The sequence below is a fragment of the Virgibacillus salexigens genome, assembly GCF_000723585.1.
In the GTDB taxonomy this organism is placed as follows: domain Bacteria; phylum Bacillota; class Bacilli; order Bacillales; family Amphibacillaceae; genus Virgibacillus; species Virgibacillus salexigens.
In genome coordinates, this window is the sequence record NZ_CCDP010000001.1 from 1,322,912 (window position 1) to 1,347,873 (window position 24,962).

The following is a 24,962-nucleotide window of genomic DNA, read 5'->3' on the forward strand; positions in this document are numbered from 1 at the left end:
AGTGATGGTTGAAGATGTGCAAACAGCAATAGAAGAATGGGATGATAGATCAGCATTTGAAGGAGATGCCAAAGGTAAATTATTGATGCATTTAACAGCAGTTGCTCAGTATGAAGAACAAGGTCAAGCAGCTAAAGTGAGAAAACATCTGAATGGATTCAAGTTATTGCTTGATCAGCAAAAAGAAGAACAAAATATCACGGAAGCTGCGTATAAAAGCTTAATGGATTATACCAATGATATGATGAATCAATGGAAATAAAACAAATAGAGTAGTCCCCTTTCATAAATGGGGACTTTTTTCAGGTTATTTACAATGGGGAGTGATAGTGGTTGTATTTTGCCATTTCCTACAACAAACAGCATATGTGTTAGAAGTGACAATGGGTTTCTCTTGTTTTTATGAATCTTTCATGGGTAAAGGAGCGGTTTTTAATGAAGCGATTGGTTATACTTTTATTTAGTTTAATGATTATTACGATGTTCGGCAAGTCTGAAAATGTGGTGGTAGCAGAAAATAATAATCAGATAGCTATGAACGTTGCAACTTATAATATTGCCGCTGGTAGAGGTACAGATGGGGCGTATGATTTAATGCGAATTGCAGAAGCCATCCGTGAGACAGAAGCTGATATTATCGGGCTGCAGGAAGTAGATATCCATTGGGGGAATCGAAGTAATTATGATCATATGATGGAAAGGCTTGCTGAGGAATTAGATATGTATTATTATTTTGCTACAATTTACGATTTGGCCCCTGAAACTGGTAGGGAAGAACGCAGACAATTCGGAGTAGGTCTACTTAGTAAATATCCCATTATTGATGCTGCCAATCGAGAAATTACCAGGCTTTCTACACAGGATCCCAATCCAGCACCGAGTCTTTCACCAGGATTTCTAGAAGCTACGGTTAATGTGAATGGTGCTCATGTATCGGTTTATGTTACACATTTAGATTATCGTTCGGACCCGTTTGTAAGAGAAATGCAAGTAAGTGATATGAGAGATATCATGTTTGAAAACACATATTCTATATTAGTTGGCGATATGAATGCCAGGCCAACTGCTCCTGAATTATCGCCACTCTTTCAACGATTTACTGATGCGTGGGGAATAAATGAAGCGCCAGGTTTTACCTATCCAGCTACCAATCCAGATCGGCGAATCGATTATATCTTCACTTCTCAACGGATGGAAGTGGAAGGATCGCATACTTATCAAACGAATGCTGCTGATCATCTTCCTGTTGTTGCGGAAGTGAAGGTTATCCCAGGGAATCATTCTAGCTCGATTCGTGGGATGCAATCCTTAGTTGAACAACTGGCAGAACGTGGGGATTTCGCAAACGATCGAACGGTTCGTTCTATTCAGAGGCATTTAGATGTTCTCGCCTATTATGAGAAGAAACAAAGAGAGGATAAGCTAATCAAACATTTACTAACATTTAAGACATTAATCGAACAATTAAACGATCGAGGTTGGTTGTCAACGGATGCTTATGAAGAAGTGCTTGCTGATACCAACTATATGATAGAATACTATCAATATGAATGATGTAATAGGACTGGGAAAAACTGTTTAGATTAAGAATTATCCCAATTTAAGCCCGAATCTATCAATAGATTCGGGCAGTTTACGAATTTAAGAAATGAAGAGAATTATGTCTTTCTGCATGATGGAACGCTTCTTAAGTAAAGGTAGAGAATATTTCGATCTCTTATATAACGGAGAAAGAATCCATTTTGTAAAAAATGGATTCTTTTTATTTCCTGTAAGATGAGTTCATGTATAGCGTGATACAAGCTGTACGAAGACATATAAATCAATCCATCAGATTAAAAGTAAAGACTAATGCATAAAATTAGATAAAATGAAATTTTCTAATTATTATGATAAGATAAACTAGGTATAAGGTAATAAAAAAGGGGAATTTCATCAAAAAAGGAGGAAAAAGATGGAATATGCAATTAGTGGATGGACGTTATTTTGGTTTGCGATACCAATGCCATTACTTGTTGTTTGGGCAATCATTACCTTTTTTAGCGAGAGGGGGAAAGAAGATAAATGAATCCTACACTTTTAACTTTTATTTTCTATCTTATCGTAATGATCGTAATTGGTATTATTACATACCGTATGACAAATACCTTATCGGATTATGTCTTAGGTGGAAGAAAATTAAACAGTTGGGTTACTGCCTTTTCAGCTTCAGCTAGTGATTTTAGCGGTTGGCTGTTAATTGGCTTACCTGGAGCTGCTTATGCAGCAGGTCTTGGTACATGGAGTTTATGGATCGCCATTGGCTTAGCGATTGGTGCCATGATTAATTGGCAGTATGTTGCAAAGCGACTTCGAATCTATACAGAATATACAAATGATTCTATTACGCTTCCTCAGTATTTTGAAAATCGATTCAGAGATAACTCTCATTTATTGCGAGTCATTTCAGCAGCATTTATTTTAGCTTTTTTCCTTTTTTATACTGCTTCTGGTTTAGTTGCTGGTGCGAAGCTTTTTCAGGGAACCTTTGATATGGATTATCATTTAGCACTAACGGTTGGAGCAATTATTATTGTTGCGTATACTTTTTTGGGAGGGTTTTTGGCTGTTAGCTACACCGATTTTATTCAAGGTGCATTAATGTCTGCAGCACTTCTTTTTACGTCTATTTATGGATTGATTGAGATTGGTGGATTTAGGGAATTGTTTAATCAACTAGGTCAAATAACACCAAGTCTAATCGATGCATTTGCCGCAACCGAATACAATCAAGTGGAAGGGGTTCTTTGGGAATCTGCAGGTGCAATTGGAGCAGTGGGAATCATTTCTGCTCTTGCTTGGGGATTAGGATATTTTGGGCAGCCACATATACTTGCCCGATTTATGGCGATTCGATCTCATAAGGAAGTTCGTAAAGCCCGGTTAATTAGTGTATCGATGGGCTTAGTGATTCCACTTTACGGGGCGTTGATTGTTGGAATGCTTGGAATTGTAACCTTTGATCAGCCGCTTGCGGATTCCGAGCAAGTATTTATTCAGCTTGTACAAGTGGTATACAATCCTTGGATCGCAGGAGTTTTATTAGCTGCTGTACTTGCAGCCATTATGAGCACGGTTGATTCCCAATTACTAGTATCATCTAGTGCTCTATCTGAGGATTTTTACAGAAGGTATTTCCGCAAAAATGCTAGTGAAACAGAACTCGTATGGGTTGGTCGCATCTCGGTATTAGTTATTGCCGTTATTGCTGTTATGATTGCATGGAATGAAACGAGTTCCGTCCTTGATTTAGTAAGTTATGCATGGGCTGGATTTGGTGCTACATTTGGCCCCGCCATATTATTTTCTTTATTTTGGCGAAAGACCTCCCGAAATGGTGCAGTGGCAGGAATATTAATTGGTGGAATTACTGTATTCCTATGGCCGTTAACTGGCTCCGAGCTCTATGAAATGGTACCAGGATTTGTTTTATCAAGTATTGCTATTGTCTTATTTAGCCTCGTTGGAAAAGGACCATCAAAAGAAATGATAGATGAGTACGATAAAGTCACAGGAGTTAAATAAATACTAGGAGTGGTACAACATGAATCAGGAAAAAATTTATGGAAATACACCATGCTTTTTAGGGGCAACCAAGTTAAAAATAAGTAGTGAACAGATACAAGATTATGACGTATTAATTTACGGTGTTCCTTGGGAAGGTGCTGTTACTTGGGGTGATTACACAGGCTGTGAATTAGGACCAAAAGCCATCCGCTTAAATTCAGCTCGCTATTCGGGGTACTTGCCAGAACTTGATCATATTGACGTACTCTCCCATTATCAACTCGCTGATTTAGGCGATGTCGATGTGGTGCCGGCAGATACGATTGAGACGATGAGACGTATTGAACAGTTTGCAAGCAGCGTATGGGATTCGAAGCGTTTCCCAGTTGCATTTGGTGGAGATCATGGCATCACCTATCCAATCGTGAAAGCATTAAGTGAGCAAGTCGACGGTCAAGTTGGCATCATTCATTTAGATGCTCATTATGATAATTATAAGGATTATGATGGGGATCTTTATGCAAGAAGTACACCATTCCATCGCATTTATGAAAGTGAAAGTGTACGCAATGAAAGTATTGTGCATATGGGAATTCATGGACCGAGGAATGCTCCTGAAACAGGAAAGTACGCAAAAGAGGTAGGAGCAACTACCATTTCGGTACGGGATGTTCGAAAGGCTACCGATATAGCACAGCTAGCTAAGGAAGCCTACGCCATTGCTAGTAAAGGGACCGAAGCGGTATACTTAAGTATTTGTAGTGACGTATTAGATTTTGCATTTAATCCTGGTGGCCCTGTTGATGGGAATGGGTTGACATCTTTCGAGTTATTAGAACTTATTCATGAATTTGCCAAACAAGGGATAAAAGGAATGGATTATGTAGAAGTGTACCCTCAACAGGATACGAATGATAATTCTTCCCATTTTGTAACGTATGCCGTGTTATATGCTTTAGCTGGAAATATCATCCATAAACAGAAAAAATGAAACAGGTAGAAATTATTTATTGGCTTAAGTGTCACAATTTTGATGCTTAAGCCTTTAAGTTGTTTGAGTAGTTCATCTTGCTTGGTCATTTTCAGCTAGTTAAAAGTAAACATCTGAGAGGAAAATCATTCTAAATACACTTGTTGCTTTTATTACAAATTGTTACGATAAAGTTACAGAATGTGTAAAGGAGGAGACAGGTTGACCAAAGATATGGTGGACGATCTGTTGCATGCTATCACTGATGTCATGGATGAACTAGAGGATATACAAACAAATAGCCAGCAAATTGACGAACTATACAGCAATCTAGAAACGAAGATGAACCACATGGAGCTACATATTCATGGACTAGAAAAGAACATAAAACATATAAATGAAAAGATAGCAGTTGTAACAGAAGGGAATTTACAGCAAGGCACAAAAAAGTTAATAGCACGAAAGGTAGTTTATTAAAAAGCGTGCATCTGCAGGCTTATTTTTTTATGTAAGGAAAAATAGAAAAATTGGTGGTTTGACCTTTATAAATCGCCGCCTTAAAGAAAGGAATTACTTCATAAGCGAGAGATACTCCATGTTCTTTGAAAGGTTTTTTTGCTATGATGAATGAAAAAAGGAGGGAGAGAATGGGGAAACGCTCCAAACAATTCATAGAAAAATTACAAAAGAATCGTACACTCATTGGAAGTTTAATATTAATCATAACGTTATTATGGGGATATGCTTGGGTGCTTATGAAGCAAGCATTGGACTACATGGGTCCATTCACCTTCTCTTCGTTTCGATTTGGTGTAGGAGCTATTACCTTATTAGTAGTGGCCTGGATCATGAAAGTGGGGCTGCCACCGAAGCATTACTGGAAACATATATTTGTCATTGGTATATTACAAACGGCTATCGTATTCCTGCTTGTCATGTATGGCTTACGTTTTGTCGATGCTGGTAAGTCATCGGTATTGCTTTATTCCATGCCAATGTGGAGTAGTTTGTTAGCAGCAAAGTATTTAAATGAAAGATTAACCCTAGCCAAATCTTCTGGACTGATTATTGGTATGCTTGGATTATTAACTATCTTAGGATGGGATATTTGGATGGGGCAATCAATCGAGATTATTATCGGGGAAGTATTAATTATTATAGCCGCTATTTCCTGGGCAATAGCAAACATCTATTATCGAAAGAAAGTACAAGATCTCCCACAGTTACAAGTATCCGCATTCCAAATGTTCTTTGGAACGATTGCCATTATGGTTGTTACGCTAATCATGGAACCCAATGAGCAGCTTTTATTAAATGCTCAAAGTATCTATTACATATTATTTACAGGTATTTTTGCCTCGGCGCTCTGTTTTACGGTATGGTTTCTTATCCTTAGTTTAATCGATATGGTATCTGCGACCATCTCGACATTATTAGTACCGATGTTTGGTTTAATTTTCTCCAGCTTCTTACTAGGTGAAAAAATTACACTTGGTGTGTTTGCGGGTTCAGTAATGATCATTATTGGCATCATTATTGCGCAAATTAATCAACCTATGCGTGGGAAACCTTTAGAAGAGTAAGTAGAAATGGTACCTCCGTTTGAAAGTGTTATTTTTTCTAAGAATAAAATATGCTCGGTTTAATCGTTCTATTTGTATTTAAGATATGATAATTAAAGCAACCTAATTTGCCACGGTATTTGTATAGAAGAGGGGGAGTATGACAAGTGATATCTGAATCAATATATCGATGGAAGCATGGGAAGCAACGTATTCAATCGTACTATGAATCGTATTTAGATACGTTGGCAATAGAATATAAGCGAACATATGTAAACACACGATATGGTAAGACGCATGTACTGACAACAGGTCCGACGAATGCCAAACCAATAATTATTTTACAAGGAGGAAATGCAATTAATCCGATGACGTTACAGTGGTTTCGGCAATTATTTAAGCATTATAGAATCATAGCCCCTGATACTATCGGACATCCAGGTTATAGTGATGAAGTTCGCATTTCTGCTAAAGACAAGAGCTTTGCAAATTGGATACTAGATATTATGTCGTATTTTCAAGTAGAAAGAAGTGCGTTTATTGGCCCGTCATATGGTGCGGGGATTATTCTTCGGTTAGCAGCTAATTTTCCTGAAAAAATAGATTGCGCAATTCTCGTAAACCCTGCGGGAATTCATTTAGGTCCCAAGAAAGACATGGTCAGAAAGATTCTTATTCCTTTGGTACGTTTTCATCGAACTAATTCAGAAACACATTTACAAAAAATTACAGACCATATGTCTGCTGGTATGATGAGGCAACAAGATCAACAGTTGATTGGCGAGATATTTAGATATGTAAAACTGGAAAGAAATATGCCGAAGTTGACGAAACGAAAAGAACTAGTAAACTATCAAGCACCAACCATGGTTATTACTGGGGAATCAGATGTTTTCTTTCCCGGCGTTAAGATATTCAAGACAGCCCGAAGTATCATTCCTAACCTCATAAGCTTTCATTCCTATGATATGGGGCATTTTCCATCTGATGAGTATCTCTCATCGATTAATTTAGATATAAAAACTTTTTTAACTAGGTATTATTAATAGAGGTAAAGTGTTACACAATGGAATATACGTTTATCGGGTAACACATCAGCCTCCCTAAAAGCTGTATTTGCTCTTAAGGAGGCTGATGTGATGTTGTGCACCCGTAATAGTCTCCACCAAGTTTTTCAACTTTGCTGTCTAAAAGCTCGTTTCAGACAGCAAAGCAAGTTAAAATTAAAAGAACAATAGGCCAATAGCAATTGGAAAGAAGCTATATAGTAGTATTAGTACACAAAATCCCATGATATCACGTACTTTTAATCCAGCAATTGCAAGCAATGGCAATGCCCAAAATGGTTGAATCATATTTGTCCAAGCGTCTCCCCAGGCAACTGCCATTGCTGTCTTGGCTGTGTCCACACCTAATTCTAGGGAAGCGGGAATCATAATCGGAGCTTGAACCGCCCACTGGCCACCGCCAGAAGGGACAAAGAAATTGACGATACCAGCACTGATAAATGCAAATAACGGGAATGTGAATTCATTTGATATATTCACAAACGCCATCGACATTTGTTCGGAAAGACCAGATGTTACCATCATTCCCATAATCCCTGCATAGAAAGGGAATTGAACAATAATACCACCCGCATTTTTAACCGCACTTGTGACACTATTAAGAAAGCGTCGAGGCGTCCGATGAAAAAGGATCCCTAGAAACAACATGATAAAGTTGACAATATTAATATTTAAATCAAATCCATTTTCGATAAAGAAAAAAACGACAAATGCTAGACCGAATACGCCAATTAACAGGGATAATACTTTACTATTTTCTAATCGTTCCGCTGGCGTTAGCTCTCCCAGTGGTTCTTCTGAATTGTCGATGGAATGATTAATCTCTTCGGGTCTCCAAAGGGTCGCATTCGTATTATGTAGCGGATCTCTTGCCTTCATTAAAAAGCGGTTCAAAAATGGCAATGTAAATAATAGCACTGCTACTATAAATAAGTTGAAACTGCTGAACAAGGTATCAGAAACAGGAATGGTGCCAATCGTATCTTCCAAAAAGTGGCCTGGTGTGGCAATTAAAAGCGGAATGGAAGCAGATAATCCACCGTGCCACAGTAGGAAACCACTGTATGCACTAGCCATTAGCACACGATAGTCAACCGTTGGAACTCGTTTGGCTACATGGATTGCAAACAATGCACCAACAACGAGACCAAACCCATAGTTAATCAAGCATGCAGCAGAGGAAACAAAGGTTACCAATAAAATAGCTTGCGAAGGCGTATCCGCTATTGTACTAAGCTTACTTAATAAACGCTTCACAATGGGGGTATTGGCTAAAATGTAACCTGTGACAACAATGAGCGACATTTGCATAGCAAATGCTAATAAATCCCAAAAACCACCTCCCCAGTACGACACCATCTCTACTGGCGAACTGTCAGTGAATAGTACACCAAGAATAAACACAATAATCGTCAATAGAATGGCAAATAGAAATGCATCTGGTAAATAACGCTGCACCATTCGATCACAAAAACGCGTAATTGCTTTCATCGATTTACTCCTCTCTTCATAGATTGCTTGATAATGAGTAAATTGTTTACTTATGTTACTAGCCTCATTTGGATCAAGCTAGCTGCATTCCGAATTAACTGAGTACTTAGTGCCATTCCTACGGCACTAACCAGCCGCTTCTTTCTCTTTACTAAAAGCGCTTTCTTAAATCATAACAAATCAGTATTCTACATTATATTCTATTTTCCTATGAAAAAGAAAATATTTTATCCAAAAATGATTAAACTTTCTTCCAACATGCCGATATAAGGAATGTAATCATCTTGATGATGAATGTTTCGGCCAAACATTCGTAAATTGGATAATAGCTCTCATACAAGAGCTGTTATAGATGAGGCACAAGGACGTACCTCAAAAACACTACTTACATGGAGGTAAGAAAATTATGATTATTAATCACAACATTGCGGCGCTTAACACGCACCGCCAACTATCTGGTAACAACAGTGCAGTACAAAATTCTTTGGAGAAACTTTCTTCTGGTCTACAAATTAACAAGGCTGGTGATGATGCAGCAGGTCTTGCAATCTCTGAAAAAATGCGAGGTCAAATTCGCGGTTTGGAAATGGCTTCTAAAAACTCCCAAGATGGCATTTCATTGATTCAAACTGCTGAAGGCGCACTAAACGAATCACACGCTATTCTACAACGTATGCGTGAACTTACTGTTCAAGCTTCTAACACAGGAACACAGGAATCAGAAGATCTACAAGCAATTCAAGATGAAATCGGGTCACTTATTCAAGAATTAGGTGGAGAAACTGGTAGTAAAGGTATTTCTGACCGTACAGAATTTAACGGAAAAACCTTACTTGATGGCAGTCTAGCTACTGACGGTGTGACTTTCCAAGTTGGAGCCAACGCAGGACAGCAGTTAACTGTTGAAATTGCTGACATGAGTGCAGAGGGCTTAGGTGTAAATGAAATTTCTGTGGTAGATGAGAGTGGTGAAGCATTAGACACTGCTGGTTATGATGGTTTATTAGAGAGCATTGACGAAGCAATTAACACTGTTTCCACTCAACGTTCTAACCTTGGTGCAGTTCAAAACCGTTTGGAGCATACGATTAACAACCTTGGGGCATCTGCTGAAAACTTAACAGCTGCTGAATCACGTATACGTGATGTTGATATGGCTAAAGAAATGATGAACTTTACGAAAAATAACATTTTGACACAGGCTGCGCAAAGTATGTTGGCACAAGCTAATCAACAACCGCAAGGCGTTTTACAACTACTTCGATAAACAATAACAAATAGTAGAAAAAAGGGGTCATTCCTATTAGCGAATGATTCCTTTTTTATTTACAATTAATTCGCAATTTGAATCAAACTATTCCCTTCTTCGTCCGATAATAAATTTAGAGTGATTTTTATGGTGAATCTTAGGAGGAATAGATTTGAATGAGCTGACAGATCAACAACTTTCACAGGTAAACAATATTGTTCAGACGTTGTTGGAAGCGACTGAACACTTTCACGAGCTTATAAAACGTAAAGAAATGAATCAAAGTATTTATACACTTAGTTCCATCGTTGAGGGGTTTAGTTCAGTCAGTAATGTGATTTCATCACATAGCAATGAGTTAGATAAAAAGCGAAAAAAATTGGAGGCACAGTTACTTCAAACTGCTCAATTGTTGGAAAAGGGAAATACTACAAAGATAAGCGAAGTTTTACAATTTACATTATTACCACTATTGAAATCGATATGTGATATTACTTCGAAAGAATTTGTTGAAATAGAAGAAGATAAGGTTTGTACAATTGGAGTTTTTTCTTCGCATGGCAATCCTAGACGTTTTATTCCGAATCCTCGTTTAAATGCGCTAATTCAAGAAAGTGAGAGGCAACATGCTCGATTGTTATTTTTTGAGTCAACGGATATTGACTTTACTAAGAATGAAATTAATGCCGACATATGTGTAAATAGTAATTGGGAACGCATTCGTGTTCCCTTTCCGGATGTAATAAATAATGTGGGAACGGGAAAACGGTCATTAGCTGAAAGGAAGTTAAGAAGGGTTATTCCATTCACAAGCTATCATGTAGGTAATAAGTTCCAACTGCCGAAACTAATTGCAAAGCATAGAAAATATGCAGAATTACTAGTACCTTTTCAGCTATGCAGAAATGAAAATATTATTTTTGAATTTCTTCAAAAAAACAATAAAGTCGTATTCAAAGCACTCTCAAGTAATAGAGGAGAGAATATTTTTTTCGTTACAAAAAAGGGTTCCAGATATATTTTATCCGAACATAAAAAAGAAAAAGTATTAAGTTATGATGCTTTTACTAATTGGCTGAGGACCGTTATTTTAGAAAAGAAAGATCGCTTCATTATACAGCGTTATATTCATACGCGTACAAAGAATGGTGAACCTTATCATATTCGAGCGCATGTTCAAAAGAATGGAGAAGGTCTTTGGGTATTAACTCATATCTATCCTCGTGTAGGGAATAAAAAAAGTAATTTAAGTAATGTTGCTACAGATGGTAGAGTGGAAGACTTTCATGCTTTTTTAGAACAAGAGTTTGGAAAAAATGGGGCAACATATGAACATGATATCTTACGTCTTTCCCTTGAACTAGCACAGTACCTTGATAAACTTCATTATTTTGCATTGGATGAGCTTGGGATCGACTTAGCGATTGACGAACATGGGAAATATTGGATGCATGAAGCGAATAATGGACCACAAACGGCTTATCATGAAGAAAAGCGAGCAATTAATACAATCGCCTATGCGAGGTATATAGCAAAAAATAAGATTGTTCATAAAGACACGGTTGTTAATAGTGACTTCCAAGCCAATATATCTAACTTAGCTTTTGCTCCAACGAATGGGAATGTACGATTAGCTGTCCTTGAAAAACCAAATATTAATAAGGAAGAAGAAAATTTTCTAATTGAATTAGCGCAAACTGCAAGAAAAGAGGAAGTTAATTTTTTCACATTTACACCAAATGATATTGACTATAATGAGATGCTAATAAAAGGTAATTTTTTTGAAAATGGGAAATGGGTAGCAAAAATCGTCACATATCCAGAGGTTATCTACGACAGAACAAATTTAAGAGGAAATACAAACGTTTCGTTCTTATATGGAGAGTTAAGTGATATTCAGTTTATTAATAAATGGCCTGTTGAATATCAGTTACGATCAAATATCTATCAAAATCTTCTAGAGGAAGATAACCTTGCCAACTGTATGCCAGCTTTTAAAAGTGTAACTAGAACCAGAGATATATTTCAATATCTAGATAAATATAAAAAAGTTATGCTACGAACGGAAACGGGTTCGTTTTTGGGGGAAGCTCATTATATTAAAAAAATGGAGAACGGGAAGTACCAATTATCGCATGATAAATCATGTAAGGTATATAATGAATTACCTCTATTAAATAAATTCAAAAAATTAATCAGCGAAACAAATTTGGTTATCCAAGAGGATCCAAGAGAAAATTTGAATACAATTAGCGTACATCTAATGGAGAATCCATTTCATGAATGGGAAATGGTTAGTAGTTATGTGAAACTTCATAGCTGTTCAAAAAGTAGTAATGAAAAGGTGAGTTTAACGAATTACCTTCATTCAAAAGAAGATAGCCAAGATATGAACCATATCGAAAAGGATATACGATTGCTTTCAAGTAAAGCTGCTAGTTCTTTAAAAAGGGTATATGGGGAAAAAATTACAGAGGTAGTTGTAGAATTAGGATTGGATGAATCAAAGAATCTATTTTTATTAGAAACACATCCTCTTGGACCCAATTATATTTACGATAAATTCGAACTATCTAAGCATATTATCCGTTATGTTAATGATTTTGTGACGAAATAAATGCTGGATAACTAAAAATCTTTCTAAGCGAAAAGCTTAGAAAGATTTTTAGATGAATAGTAATTCTAATATATTCTTATTCAAAAACCGGCATTCTCAAGTGGTTGTTTCATCTAAAATTAACTATATGGATATTGTCGTGCTTTATGTTGGATACTAATCCACTTATATGTTGTAAAAGCATCTAAACTCCAGTCACCATTTAAACGACCAAGTCCAGAATTTTTCACCCCGCCAAATGCAACATTTGGTTCGTCATTAATGGTTCCGTCATTAATATGGATCATACCAGTGTCCATTTGCTTAGCAAGTTCAGCACCACGTTCCACATTGCTCGTATGAATTGCTCCACTCAAGCCATAGTCACTATTATTCGCATAAGCAATTACTTCTTTATCACTCGAAACTTTTAAAATGGATACTACGGGCGCGAATAGTTCTTCATTCGCTATTGCCATTTCTGGTGTCACATCGGTAAAGACAACAGGTTCAACGATATTCCCTTCCACGTTTCCTTTAACAAGAGGAGTAGCACCTTCTTTAATTCCTTTTTCAACCAAAGCGACCGTTGCGTTCACTTGTTGCTCATTAATCAGAGGCCCAATAATAGTCGTTGGATCATTCGGGTTACCACAGGTTAACGTTTTTACTTTCGCTGCGTATTTTTCTACAAATTCATCATAAACATTCTCGTGGACAATTAAACGATTTGCAGACATACAAATTTGACCCTGATGGGTGAAGCGACTGAACACGGCAGCACTTACTGCAAGATCAACATCAGCATCATCAAGCACGACAAGGGCGCTGTTTCCTCCTAATTCTAAATGGGTTTCTTTCAAATGTTTTCCAGCGACTGCGCCAATATGTTTTCCAACTTTGGTAGAACCAGTGAAGGAAATAGCACGTGGAATAGGATGCTCGACAAATTGATCACCAATTTCAACAATTTCTGTCGTAATGACATTTAATAGCCCTTTTGGCAGCCCAGCTTGTTCAAAAATTTTTGCAATCATCGTTCCACCTGTAATTGGTGTATGTTCATGAGGTTTTAGGACAACGCCATTCCCAGCAGCTAATGCAGTAGCAACTGATTTCATGGACAAAAAGAACGGAAAATTAAATGGACTGATAACTCCTACAACACCTACAGGAATTCGGTATACACGATTTTCTTTATCATCAATAGGTGATGGGAGTATTTTTCCATCCATACGGAATGGAAAGGTGGAAGCTTCTTTAATAATATTTATTACTAGTCCGATTTCAAATTCAGCCTTTAATCTAGTTCCACCAATTTCTTCGATAATAATTGCAACAATTGCTTCATGGTTTTGTTCGATATACGTGACGGCTTTTTCAAATACTTCACGTTGAACTACTGGATTTGCTTTGGCCCAGATTTTCTGGACTTTGGCAGATGCTTGATAGGCTTGATCTAAATCATTGATACTAGCAGCTTGATAAGTTGCAATAGGTTCGCCATTATAAGGGTTCGTATTTTCCATCTTTGTTGAAGCAGTACCCTCGCGCCATTCTCCGTTAATGTATTGACTACTTAATTCATTGAAATTCATAGGTATCTCTCCTAGTTAGTTTTTTAATTCGAGATTTTCTTTTGCAAGTTGAGCTAATGTATGAATATTACTATTAATTTCCTGCATGGTTGCAGTAAGCTCTTCAATTGCCGCTGACTGGCTATCTGATTCTAAGTTCGCATCTTGTATATACGAATCCAAATTCGAGATTACTCCTTTAATATCGTCGGTAATTGCATGAATTTCTGAGGCTTGTTCCTTGGAGCTTGCTGCCATTTTTCGTATTTCATCAGCAACAACGGTAAATCCCCTTCCGTGTTCACCAGCTCGTGCTGATTCAATTGCTGCATTTAAACCTAATAAATTACTTTGGTCTGCAATGCCCTTTACGACATTAGACACCTTTTCGATATTTTCTACCCGATTTGTCACTTCGGTCGCTTTTTCAGAAACAAACGACATATTACTAGCTAAGCCGGTAATTGATTCCGCCATATCTTGAATCGTATTGGTCACTTCATCAAATACCATGGATAAGTTGGAAGCTACTTCGGACAGTTGATTCGCTTTTTGTACACTCAACCCAACTCCAATTCCTCCAATAACATTCCCTGATTGGTCATGCAGCGGGACAGCACGAGCGATTAAATTCACTCCAAATAACTCAGCAGGAACAATCGCTGCTTGATTTTGATTCTGGCGAATAGCGTTTGTAACAATATCTCCGTCCATTAATGGGTCACCAGGTGTTACTTTTAGAGAAAATGTCTTCGCTGGAAAATTAATTACTAATTTCTCTGTATCATAAATGCCAATCGTTATATCATCATTAATTAATTCCTGAAGAAACGGGCCCACCGTTACAAATGCTTGTAATAATGGATGTACATCTAATTCTTCATTTGTTGACACTACCATTTATCTATTCACTCCTTATCAATTTTTAAACTTCCAGTTACACTGTTTCTCCATTTGTATCGGATGGAAAGGCTGGTTGTTGAAAGGGAGTGGGACTTTGTACACAAAATATACATAAATAGGATAAAAGTCTCAATAAAAAATAACAACGATTACCAATTTATTCTTTACCTTTTGTAATAAGAGCCGATAACAAGGATAGGTAACAAGTTAACTTTTAAACAAAAGGATTACAATGGTGCCAACAACAATTTTCATCCGTTTGTTGCGTGTAAAGTTGAGAGCATAAGGGGTTTATTTAAAGGCTGGTACAATATTTAGCTAAACAATCCGTGAAAAGTGAAACGGTTCACTACGATCGTTTTTTGTCTGAAGTTATCGTTATGGAGCAGCCATTGATTTATGAAAACGAGGAGGTAGCACATTGGATAAGACATCAGTTATAGGTATTATCTTAGGAATTATTGCGGTAGGAGTAGGAATGGTATTAAAAGGAGTACATATTGGAGCTCTTGTGAACCCCGCAGCCATTCTAATTATTCTTGTCGGGACGGCAGCATCAGTCTGTATTGCATTTCCGTTGAGTACGATAAAAAAAGTACCATCTTTATTTAAGATCATTTTTTCTAATGATCAGCATGATGATCCCAAGGACGTTGTCTTGATGTTTACTGATTTAGCTGATCAAACACGAAAAGAGGGGATCCTGTCACTAGAAAAACAACTGCAGGAAGTAGACGATCCGTTTTTAAAATCCGGTTTACAGTTTGTGGTAGATGGCCAATCTCCAGAGTTTATTCGTGAAGTTATGATCGAAAAAATGAATGCGATTGAAAATAGACATCAAGAAGGAATTGCCGTGTTTTCCCAGGCTGGAACGTATGCACCAACATTAGGAGTACTAGGTGCTGTTATTGGTTTAATTGCTGCACTTGGAGATATGCAGGATATGGACGTGCTAGGTCATGCTATTTCGGCAGCTTTTATCGCAACATTGTTAGGTATTTTCACTGGATATGTTTTGTGGCATCCCTTCGCTAATAAGCTCCGTGAAAAGTCGAGGAAAGAAATTCAAGTGAAAGAAATTATGTTAGAAGGGATGCTTTCCATTACTGTAGGTGATTCAGCATTAGTAGTAAGAGACAAGCTAGGATCGTATTTATCCACGAAAGCGTTTATTACCTTACAAGGGGAGGAGGCTGATGCGTAGAAATAAAAAGAAAAATTCGCATCATATCGATGAGTCATGGTTACTTCCTTATTCTGATTTACTAACGTTACTATTAGCATTATTTATTGTGTTATTTGCGATGAGTGAAGTCGACTCGCAAAAATACCGAGAATTATCTCGGGTGTTTCAAAATGAATTTTCTGGCGGCCAATCGATACTTGAAGAGAGTAATAAGGCAATAGAATTACCGAATGAAGAACAAGAAGAGGATAAACAAACGGAACAGAGTGCCAATGAACAAGAGCTACATGAATTACAAACACTACAAAAGCAGATGAACCAGTATATAGAAGAAAAAAATTTAGATGCCATGTTAGCTACCCAATTAACAGATGAAGGCCTGCTGATTACCATTTTAAATGATGTCACATTCGATTCTGGAAGTGCAGAAGTGACAGCGAATGGGGAGGAAATTGCCAAGGAATTGTCTGAATTTCTTTATACGGACCCACCTCATCAAATTGTCATAAGTGGCCATACGGATAATAAACCAATCAAATATGCAGAATTCACATCAAATTGGGAATTAAGTGTAACAAGAGCGGTTAATTTTATGCATTTATTATTAACGAATGAAAAATTAGATCCAACGCGATTCAGTGCAAAAGGGTTTGGAGAACACCAACCTACTGTACCAAATACAACGATCGAAAATCGGGCAAAAAATCGTAGAGTTGAGGTTCTTATCTTACCGAATTATGAAATTAATACAGGAAGTCAAAATGAATCAACAAGGTAATAGACATAAGGGGGAAGTAGAGTGAAGAGCTTATTTCAATTTAAACATTTACAGACGAAGTTATTTGTGGCATTTTCCGTTATTACTTTATTTGTTTTCGTATTGGGAGTGACCAATTATATTGTAATCAATAACAATAACCAAGATACTCATGAAATTATTAAAGAAGAATTGCCAGTGTTAGTTGCTGATGAACAGCTTGCGATTAATATGGCAGAACGTACAAGTCTTATTCGTGGATACTTATTATATGGAGAAGAAAAATATAAGCAGGAATTTAATGATACGTTAGAAGCAACAATGGAATTAGAGAATTTTGTCTTAGAAAACAGTGATTCAGAGCAAGCAAAAGCTCTAATAGATAAGAAGATTGAGTGGGGGCACCTCACCGATGAAGTATTTAAACAATACGATAATGGAAATGAAGATCAAGCACGATTAATTATGACAAATGAAGTGCAGCCAATAGCTAATGAATTAATTCAAGGTTTTAGTGATTTAGCGAAAGCAAAAGAGACAAAGATCAATGAGGTGGGGGAAACAATTATACAATCAGGTGACCAGACAGTTATGATTGGAGGAATTGTTTCCATTGCGGTTGCAGTATTAGGAATTGTGATTGCGTATTTAACTTCAAGAACCATTACCCGACCATTGCAGCATTTAAAGGAACGAATGAATCTAATTGCTGCTGGAGACCTTCATCATGAACCGCTGGAAACAAAATCAAAAGACGAACTTGGCCAATTGATGATTGCAACGAATACGATGAATGAAAACCTTCAGGATTTGTTACATCGTGTTAAACGTGTATCAGATACAGTAAATGAACAGAGCGATGCTCTAAAACAAGCTGCTAATGAAGTACAACAAGGGACAGAACAAGTCGCCGAGACCATGCAGGAATTAGCAACTGGTTCGGAATCGCAAGCTAGCCATGCAGGAGATCTTGCGGGAGTTATGAACGAATTTAATACAAGTATTCAAGAGGTCAATACGAAAAGCGAATCAATTGAATCTGCTTCGATGGATATCCTTCAACAGGCAGAAGGTGGTCAAAAGGTGATGACTACAACTAAACAACAAATGAAGACAATTGATCAATTGGTACAGACTGCTGTTAGACGTGTACAAGGTTTAGATAGTCAATCGCAACAAATCTCTCATTTAGTAACGGTTATTAGCGAGATTGCTGAACAAACGAATTTACTTGCTCTAAATGCAGCGATTGAAGCTGCAAGGGCAGGAGAGCATGGAAAAGGTTTTTCCGTTGTAGCAGACGAAGTAAGGAAATTGGCTGAACAGGTTTCTTCCTCTTTGCAAGATATTACCAATGTGGTTGGTAACATTCAGTCAGAAACGAATCAAGTTGCTACATCTCTACGGGAAGGGTATAGTGAAGTACAAGAAGGAACAAAACAAATGGAAACAACCGGGGAAACCTTCCATTCTATCCATTCCTCTGTAAAAACAATGACAGCCAGTATTTCTACTGTGAAAAATCATTTAGCCCGTATTTCTACTAAAAGTAAGGATATGAATGGATCTATCGGAGAAATTGCAGCGATATCGGAAGAATCAGCTGCAGGTGTTGAACAAACGTCTGCCTCTACACAACAAACAAGTAGTTCCATGCAGGAAGTAACTGCAAATGCAGAACAGCTTGCTAGTTTGGCAGATGAACTAAATGAATTAATGAAACGGTTTAACCTGTAACAGGCTATTAAACATATTGTAATACATCTTTTGACTAACTTAGGTATATAATGAACAAGAAAATCATGGTAAAAATCCATGATTTTTTTGATTGCAGTCCTTGGGAGAGTAATGATCGACAAAAAACACCAAAACTTGTCAAGAAAACAACCTTAAAAAACTTTGACCAAATCTTTAGATTGAGTTATAATTAAAAATCGTTATTAGAAAAATTTATGGATTAAAAGGTAAATGAACAGGGTATAAAAAAGATAATGACTAACTAAATGAGTTTTAAATTCGAGGTGAAAAAAGTGAAGAAATTTTTATCAACCAAAATGGGCTTCTTCGCGGTTGCACTAGTGCTTTTCTGGATAAAAACATATGCAATATATAAAACGGAATTTAGTCTGGGTGTAAGTGGGGCGATGCAAGAATTTCTATTATTCTTAAACCCTCTTAGTTCTGGATTAATTTTTCTCGGACTAGCATTATTTGCGAAAGGTAGAAGAGCTGGTATTTGGATCATCATTGTTGATACCATTTTAACCTTTATACTATATGCTAATGTCGTCTTCTACCGTTTCAACAGTGACTTTATTACAATTCCGACCATGATGCAGACGGATAACTTTGGAAGTATTGGTGGAAGTATAGCCGATCTAGCACAAATGCATGACTTGCTTTACGCAGTAGACATTTTATTCCTTATTGTATTGTTTACGTTCGTACGTAAAAGCTGGACCGTTAGCCGTATGCAGTTGCGTAAGCCTTTTATGGTATTAGCAACAGGGGTATTAGTATTTACTATTAATCTAGGATTAGCTGAAGCTGATCGTCCACAATTATTAGAACGTACATTTGATAGAAACTATCTAGTAAAATATTTAGGTGCGTTTAACTTTACAATCTATGATGCTATTCAAAGTGCTAAGACGTCAACAAGACGTGTATTAGCTGATAGCAATGACATTACCAAAGTAGAAGAATATACCGATGCAAAATATGCAGAACCAAATGAGAAATACTTTGGTAAAGGAGAAGGGAAAAATATTATCAAGATTCACTTAGAGTCATTCCAGTCATTCCTAATTGACTATAAATTGAATGGCGAAGAAGTAACGCCATTTCTGAATGATCTAGTACATGATCAAGAAAAAGGCTTTACGTATTTTGATAACTTCTTCCATCAAACAGAGCAAGGAAAGACAGCTGATGCTGAATTAATAACCGATACGTCACTATATGGTTTACCACAAGGATCAGCGTTTGTAACAAAAGGAAATAATACGTACCAAGGACTGCCAGCAATTCTTGAGCAGCAGCAAGGGTATACAAGTTCTGTCTTCCATGGAGATGGGAAGTCATTTTGGAACCGGGATGAGGTTTATAAACACTTAGGTATTAATGAGTTTTATCATGAAGACTATTATGATATGAGTGAAGAAAATGTCATTAACTATGGCTTGAAGGATAAACCATTCTTCGAACAATCCATGCCATATTTAGAAGATATGGAACAACCTTTCTATGCACACATGATGACATTGACGCATCATCATCCATATCTAATTGATGAAGAAGATGCATCTATTGAACCTGCAGAAACTGGGGATGGTTCTGTTGACCGTTATTTCCAAACGGCACGCTATTTAGATGAATCGTTAGAGCAATTCTTTAATGATCTAAAAGAAAAAGGTCTCTATGAAGACTCGATTATCATGATCTACGGTGACCACTATGGAATTAGTGATAACCATAATCGAGCGATGAAAGAAATAACAGGCGAAGAAATTACACCATTGAAAAACGCTGAATTGCAACGTGTTCCATTCATGATTAAAGTACCTGGAGTGGAAAGTGAAGGAATTAACCATGAATATACCGGCCAAATCGATGTTATGCCAACACTTCTTCATATTCTAGGTATCGACGCTAGTGATTATATCCAATTCGGTACAGATATGTTCTCAGAGGATCATAAAGAATTTGTTCCTTTCCGTAATGGTAACTTTATGACCGATGAATATAGTTATGTTGATGGGAAGTATTATGATAACGAGACAAAAGAAGTGATCAAAGAACCTACGGAAGAAATGAAGAAAATGGAAGATCAAGTTGTCAAAGAACTAGAACTGTCGGATGAAGTCTTATATGGTGACTTGTTACGCTTCTATACACCAAATGAAGAGTGGGAGCCAGTAGATACAGATAATTATTTCTATGGTGGTCCTGATGAAGAGAATCCAAATCAAGATCAAGAAACAAAAGAAGAATAGGAAAAGGGTGCAGCTCATGAGCTGCACCCTTTTTAGATTGTCTAAATTCCTAAGTTATGAGTTAATAGCTAGTAAGACGCAATAGAAAATGATTAGGTTTTTATTAGAAGATGAATCAATTTTCAATAAAATTTACTGATAACAATAACCAAATTGCATAGAAAACACATCAAATGCATTACATCGTACATAAAAAATGACATACAATGCAGTATACAAGCAGTAAGTAAGGCCTGTTTGTATAGTAAAAAGAGAAAATTACCAGGAAACCAAACAAATGTTCTGTTTTTACGTATTTAATCATTCATCTATGGTATACTATTAACAGATAATGTTCTTTGGGATTACAAGGCTAGCCCTATTGATAAGGAGGGGGTGAGCCAATTGAACATTTATGAAGTGATTATGGTGATGTTTTCGTTTGGCACCTTTTTGGTCGCTTTTTTGACACTAATCATTCGAATCATCAATAAAAAATAGACCTCCCTTACGACGACACTAACGCATGAACGGAGAGGCCTATTTCAGGATAGCCGATCCCTTAGGAACCGCTTATCATCGACCACAGTTGCCGCTGTGGTCCTTTTTTAGTATATGCATCCTTCTACCCATAGTATACCACAAACAAAAAGAATAAGCCGACTTATTTGTTCTTGGCATCATATGTAAATAAAAAGTTCACAAATTTGTCACATATGATAATAAATAACAAATTTCGCTAAAATCTTATTTTTGATTCTAGATAATGAAACATATATTGACATAGTTTGACGATGTTTAACAGGATATCGATAGTTATTCGATACAAAATCGACAAAATTGCTAACAAAGCAAAACCTTGACGAATATGAGATAATAGGAATATAGTCATATTATTTTTACAAATTATAGAAAAAATGGATTTGTATCAGTATGAAACCTGCCTCTTCATCGACAACTGGTATATACAAAAAGGAGGGAGAAATAAAGGAGGTACTAAAATGCAAGCAGAATCGGAAGATAAGAAAGAACGCGGTATACACGTATATCCTCACAAAACAAGTGCTTGTCAGATTCCTTATCATCAAAAACAAATTTGTTATTTAGCATCCGTTGTATATCACGAAAGGTATCAGTGCAATTGTTATTCATTCTATAAAGGTCGCGAATACTGGATTGGCGCGCAAATGAATTGGCTGGATACATACCTTAAAAATATGGAATGATAACCATAGAAACAATTCTAAAGGCTGTCGATTAAACATATCGACACCTTTTTTATGTTGCGGGTGCTTATATTTGTTGTATGGAACAAGGGTCTTGCTGTTTATTAGTAATGACTAAAGGAAAGGATAAGTGCTCTTCCTTAAAGTTAAAAGCAAAGATATGCTATATTAAGAAAAGGATTATGTTGAGAAGGGAGATACAGCAATTGGAGACGCAGCAATTAAATCAGCAAAAACCAGCTTTTTATCAAATTCTTTTGGTAACTGGAATCGTCGTCATCGCCTTTAATTTAAGACCTTCCATTACCTCTGTAGGACCTATCATTGGAACGATCCGAGATCAGTTAAACTTATCGAACGGGAGTGTGGGGTTTCTAACTAGTTTGCCACTAATTGCTTTTGCAATCATGTCCCCACTCGTGCCAAAGATTAGTAATCGATATACGAATGAACGTGTAATGTTAATTGGCTTAATTGTTTTATTTATTGGAGTTAGTTTACGTAGCTTATCGGTTATATTTTTTCTGTTTGCAGGGACTTTATTAATAGGGTTTGGTATAGCTATTTGTAATGTACTCCTTCCTAGTGTCATAAAGGAAAAATTCCCAGCGAAGGTAGGAATTATGACTAGTGTTTATTCTACAATTATGGGGGGATTTGCAGCAACAGCCTCTGGCTTAAGTGTACCGATAGCAAGCGGACTTAACCTGGGCTGGCAAATTGCTCTCTTTGTATGGGCAGTACCAGCACTCATTGGTATCATTGTTTGGGGTTATCTAGTGAAAAAGCGTGCAAATGAACGATCCTTATACCATTATGTTCAGCCTGTATCCAATCGAATCTGGAAATCGCCATTAGCTTGGCAAGTAGCTGGATTTATGGGTTTTCAATCTTTTCTATTTTATGTTACGATTTCGTGGTTGCCCGAAATTCTCCATGCGTCTGGATTTACTGTGAACACTGCTGGCTGGATGTTGTCTATTATGCAATTTATAGGAGTGCCAGCTAGTTTTATCGTCCCAATGTTGGCTGGTAAATTTAGGTCACAGCAAGGGCTTGTATTAATAATGGGACTGTTTTCTGTTACTGGTTATACAGCATTGTTATTTGGAGAATCATCATTTATGCTGATACTCAGTGTTGTATTAATTGGGGTGGCTCTCGGTGGGACATTTCCATTAGCGTTAACGATTCTTAGTTTACGAGCCCGTAATGGTATAGAAGCAGCACAATTATCAGGAATGGCGCAATCATTTGGTTATATCTTAGCTGCGTTCGGACCATTTTCTATAGGCTTTCTCTATGATCAAACACATACATGGGGTATCCCATTGATAACTTTAGTTACTATTGCCATTATTGTTATCTTATTTGGTATGGGGGCTGGCAGAGATAAATTTGTGTTTGATGAATAAATCAGAGCGTACAATTTTAAGTATTGGATGTGACACTATGCAGGAGAGAGCTTATAGCATGAAGGATTTCTATTTTTGGAAAATCACCCTTAGTTTGGCTTTAGCTTCTTTTTTTATATTTGCGAGTATGTATGCCGTACAGCCACTACTGCCTGTATTTGTTACGGCATTTGATATAGGAGTCTCCGCCTCCAGTTTAACATTGTCGATGACGATTGTAGGTTTAATTATTGGATTAGTTATTTTAGGTTTCTTATCGGATCGAATAGGGAGAACCATATTTATTAAACTATCGTTGATTGGTTCCATACTTCCATTCTTTTTTATGCCATTAACGGATTCTTTTTTTATCTTCGTAATGCTTAGATTTATCCAAGGATTTGCACTTGCTGGATTGCCGGCAGCTGCTTTAGCCTATCTCAGTGAAGAAATTGATCGAAGGAGTGCAGGTGTAGCCACCGCTCTCTATATATCTAGCAATGCTTTAGGTGGAATGGTTGGGAGAGTGGCAACTGGTTATGTAGCAGATACGTTCTCCTGGGAAATTGCGTTTATTGGATTAGCGGTGTTCGGAATGCTTATCCTTATGCTTGTCCATTTCATGCTCCCAAGCTCACGTTTCTTTCAGTCTAGTAGTTTGAGTTTTCGTAAAGATTTAGAAGGATTTCTATTTCATTTAAAAGATCCAAGTTTACTTCTTGTTTTTGGGCTAGGTATCATTTTGCAGTTATCGTTCACAGGGGTGTGGACGTTCTTGCCATTTTATATGCAAGGTGAACCGTTCTCCCTTTCTTTACAAGCTATTTCATATTTATTCTTTGCATATGGGTTAGGCGTCATTGGTTCTCCGTTTGCAGGTTGGTTAGCTGGTATTTTCGGATTGAAGAAAGTTCGTATATCCGGGATTACTGTTTTATCGATAGGGATAGCAATGACGTTAAGTGCTTCCTTGTTTTGGATTATCGTTGGATTATGTGTCACTTGCTTAGGATTTTTCACTGCGCACTCGTTAACAGCTACCGCAGTAAGTGAACAAGCGACACATCATAAAGGAAGTGCTTCAAGTCTTTATCTCGTATCTTATTATATAGGTGTTTCACTTGGTAGTTCTGCTCTTTCCCCAATCTGGGGGAACTATGGCTGGCAAGGATTAATTTTATTTATAGCTGTCTTACCAATTTTCTACCTTTTTGTTGTTCAATTATTACAACGTATGATTCAAAAAAAGTCAGCTAGAAAGGGGGCATAAACATTTGGTTAAACATCTCCTTATTGAAGCGCTCGGATGGATACTTACGGCGATAGGAGCCTATTACATCTATGAAGATTCGAAGCTAATGCTTCCTTATATTAGCTTAGGTATCGGAATTGTCCTTATTCTCTTTAATTTCCCTAAAAGCTTTCGAAAGCAATCATAAAATAAGTAAAATCGAACGTTTA

The 24,962-nt window shown here is 37.0% G+C and carries 21 protein-coding genes; 18 read left to right on the plus strand and 3 right to left on the minus strand.

All coding sequences use genetic code 11. The features are described from left to right. Window positions 1-4: 4 nt before the first annotated feature. From BN990_RS23590 to BN990_RS05925, 7 genes are all read left to right on the plus strand, one after another. Window positions 5-262, plus strand: a complete 258-nt coding sequence (locus tag BN990_RS23590) for an FIMAH domain-containing protein (protein WP_373308302.1) — start codon at window positions 5-7, stop codon at window positions 260-262. A gap of 173 nt (window positions 263-435) precedes the next feature. Continuing rightward, window positions 436-1,554 carry an endonuclease/exonuclease/phosphatase family protein gene (locus BN990_RS05900; protein ID WP_038242930.1) on the plus strand — a complete coding sequence of 373 codons (1,119 nt, stop codon included), beginning with the start codon at window positions 436-438 and terminating at the stop codon, window positions 1,552-1,554. A 510-nt stretch (window positions 1,555-2,064) separates the two neighbouring features. After that, window positions 2,065-3,564 (plus strand): sodium/proline symporter PutP, encoded by a 1,500-nt coding sequence (putP, locus tag BN990_RS05905; protein ID WP_021289161.1) that lies wholly within the window; start codon window positions 2,065-2,067, stop codon window positions 3,562-3,564. A 19-nt stretch (window positions 3,565-3,583) separates the two neighbouring features. Next, window positions 3,584-4,537, plus strand: coding sequence for an agmatinase family protein (locus BN990_RS05910; RefSeq protein WP_021289160.1), 954 nt, complete (start codon window positions 3,584-3,586; stop codon window positions 4,535-4,537). A gap of 201 nt (window positions 4,538-4,738) precedes the next feature. After that, window positions 4,739-4,993: a hypothetical protein gene (locus BN990_RS05915; protein WP_021289159.1), complete on the plus strand. Its 255-nt coding sequence runs from the start codon at window positions 4,739-4,741 to the stop codon at window positions 4,991-4,993. 170 nt (window positions 4,994-5,163) lie between these two features. Then, on the plus strand, window positions 5,164-6,099 hold the full coding sequence (locus BN990_RS05920; protein ID WP_038242931.1) for a DMT family transporter: 936 nt from the start codon (window positions 5,164-5,166) through the stop codon (window positions 6,097-6,099). A gap of 146 nt (window positions 6,100-6,245) precedes the next feature. Then, entirely contained in the window at window positions 6,246-7,124 is an 879-nt protein-coding gene (locus BN990_RS05925; RefSeq protein WP_038242932.1) for an alpha/beta fold hydrolase, read from the plus strand. A gap of 177 nt (window positions 7,125-7,301) precedes the next feature. On the opposite strand, the gene BN990_RS05930 is transcribed toward BN990_RS05925, so the two are convergent. Next, on the minus strand, window positions 7,302-8,636 hold the full coding sequence (locus BN990_RS05930) for a short-chain fatty acid transporter (protein WP_038242933.1): 1,335 nt from the start codon (window positions 8,634-8,636) through the stop codon (window positions 7,302-7,304). Window positions 8,637-9,042: 406 nt separating this feature from the next. On the opposite strand from BN990_RS05930, the gene hag reads away from it, so the two are divergent. Both hag and BN990_RS05940 read left to right on the plus strand, forming a co-directional pair. After that, a complete protein-coding gene (hag, locus tag BN990_RS05935; RefSeq protein ID WP_021289154.1) occupies window positions 9,043-9,903 on the plus strand; it encodes a flagellin Hag in 861 nt (286 codons plus the stop codon). A gap of 154 nt (window positions 9,904-10,057) precedes the next feature. Continuing rightward, window positions 10,058-12,502 (plus strand): YheC/YheD family protein, encoded by a 2,445-nt coding sequence (locus BN990_RS05940; RefSeq protein ID WP_038242934.1) that lies wholly within the window; start codon window positions 10,058-10,060, stop codon window positions 12,500-12,502. Between the two features lie 119 nt (window positions 12,503-12,621). Here the strand turns inward: BN990_RS05940 and BN990_RS05945 are convergent, their stop codons facing one another. Beyond that, window positions 12,622-14,079 carry an aldehyde dehydrogenase family protein gene (locus tag BN990_RS05945; RefSeq protein ID WP_021289152.1) on the minus strand — a complete coding sequence of 486 codons (1,458 nt, stop codon included), beginning with the start codon at window positions 14,077-14,079 and terminating at the stop codon, window positions 12,622-12,624. Between the two features lie 15 nt (window positions 14,080-14,094). Continuing rightward, the gene (locus BN990_RS05950) at window positions 14,095-14,958 is read right to left on the minus strand and encodes a methyl-accepting chemotaxis protein (RefSeq protein ID WP_021289151.1); all 864 of its coding nucleotides are present in this window, start codon (window positions 14,956-14,958) and stop codon (window positions 14,095-14,097) included. A gap of 424 nt (window positions 14,959-15,382) precedes the next feature. On the opposite strand from BN990_RS05950, the gene motA reads away from it, so the two are divergent. The 9 genes from motA (at window position 15,383) to BN990_RS22500 (ending at window position 24,940) form a co-directional block, all read left to right on the plus strand. Then, window positions 15,383-16,168 carry a flagellar motor stator protein MotA gene (gene motA / locus BN990_RS05955; RefSeq protein WP_021289150.1) on the plus strand — a complete coding sequence of 262 codons (786 nt, stop codon included), beginning with the start codon at window positions 15,383-15,385 and terminating at the stop codon, window positions 16,166-16,168. Continuing rightward, window positions 16,161-16,928, plus strand: a complete 768-nt coding sequence (gene motB / locus BN990_RS05960) for a flagellar motor protein MotB (RefSeq protein ID WP_021289149.1) — start codon at window positions 16,161-16,163, stop codon at window positions 16,926-16,928. Before motA ends, motB begins: the two co-directional genes overlap by 8 nt. Window positions 16,929-16,949: 21 nt before the next feature. Continuing rightward, window positions 16,950-18,644: a methyl-accepting chemotaxis protein gene (locus BN990_RS05965; protein WP_021289148.1), complete on the plus strand. Its 1,695-nt coding sequence runs from the start codon at window positions 16,950-16,952 to the stop codon at window positions 18,642-18,644. A gap of 293 nt (window positions 18,645-18,937) precedes the next feature. After that, window positions 18,938-20,902: an LTA synthase family protein gene (locus BN990_RS05970; protein WP_021289147.1), complete on the plus strand. Its 1,965-nt coding sequence runs from the start codon at window positions 18,938-18,940 to the stop codon at window positions 20,900-20,902. Window positions 20,903-21,286: 384 nt separating this feature from the next. Beyond that, window positions 21,287-21,382 carry a putative holin-like toxin gene (locus BN990_RS21835; protein ID WP_081674573.1) on the plus strand — a complete coding sequence of 32 codons (96 nt, stop codon included), beginning with the start codon at window positions 21,287-21,289 and terminating at the stop codon, window positions 21,380-21,382. Between the two features lie 500 nt (window positions 21,383-21,882). Then, window positions 21,883-22,107 carry a hypothetical protein gene (locus tag BN990_RS05975; protein WP_021289146.1) on the plus strand — a complete coding sequence of 75 codons (225 nt, stop codon included), beginning with the start codon at window positions 21,883-21,885 and terminating at the stop codon, window positions 22,105-22,107. A gap of 185 nt (window positions 22,108-22,292) precedes the next feature. Further along, on the plus strand, window positions 22,293-23,522 hold the full coding sequence (locus BN990_RS05980; protein WP_238323670.1) for a CynX/NimT family MFS transporter: 1,230 nt from the start codon (window positions 22,293-22,295) through the stop codon (window positions 23,520-23,522). A gap of 37 nt (window positions 23,523-23,559) precedes the next feature. After that, the gene (locus tag BN990_RS05985; protein WP_031334991.1) at window positions 23,560-24,771 is read left to right on the plus strand and encodes an MFS transporter; all 1,212 of its coding nucleotides are present in this window, start codon (window positions 23,560-23,562) and stop codon (window positions 24,769-24,771) included. A gap of 4 nt (window positions 24,772-24,775) precedes the next feature. Continuing rightward, entirely contained in the window at window positions 24,776-24,940 is a 165-nt protein-coding gene (locus BN990_RS22500) for a hypothetical protein (RefSeq protein WP_021289143.1), read from the plus strand. Window positions 24,941-24,962: the final 22 nt, after the last annotated feature.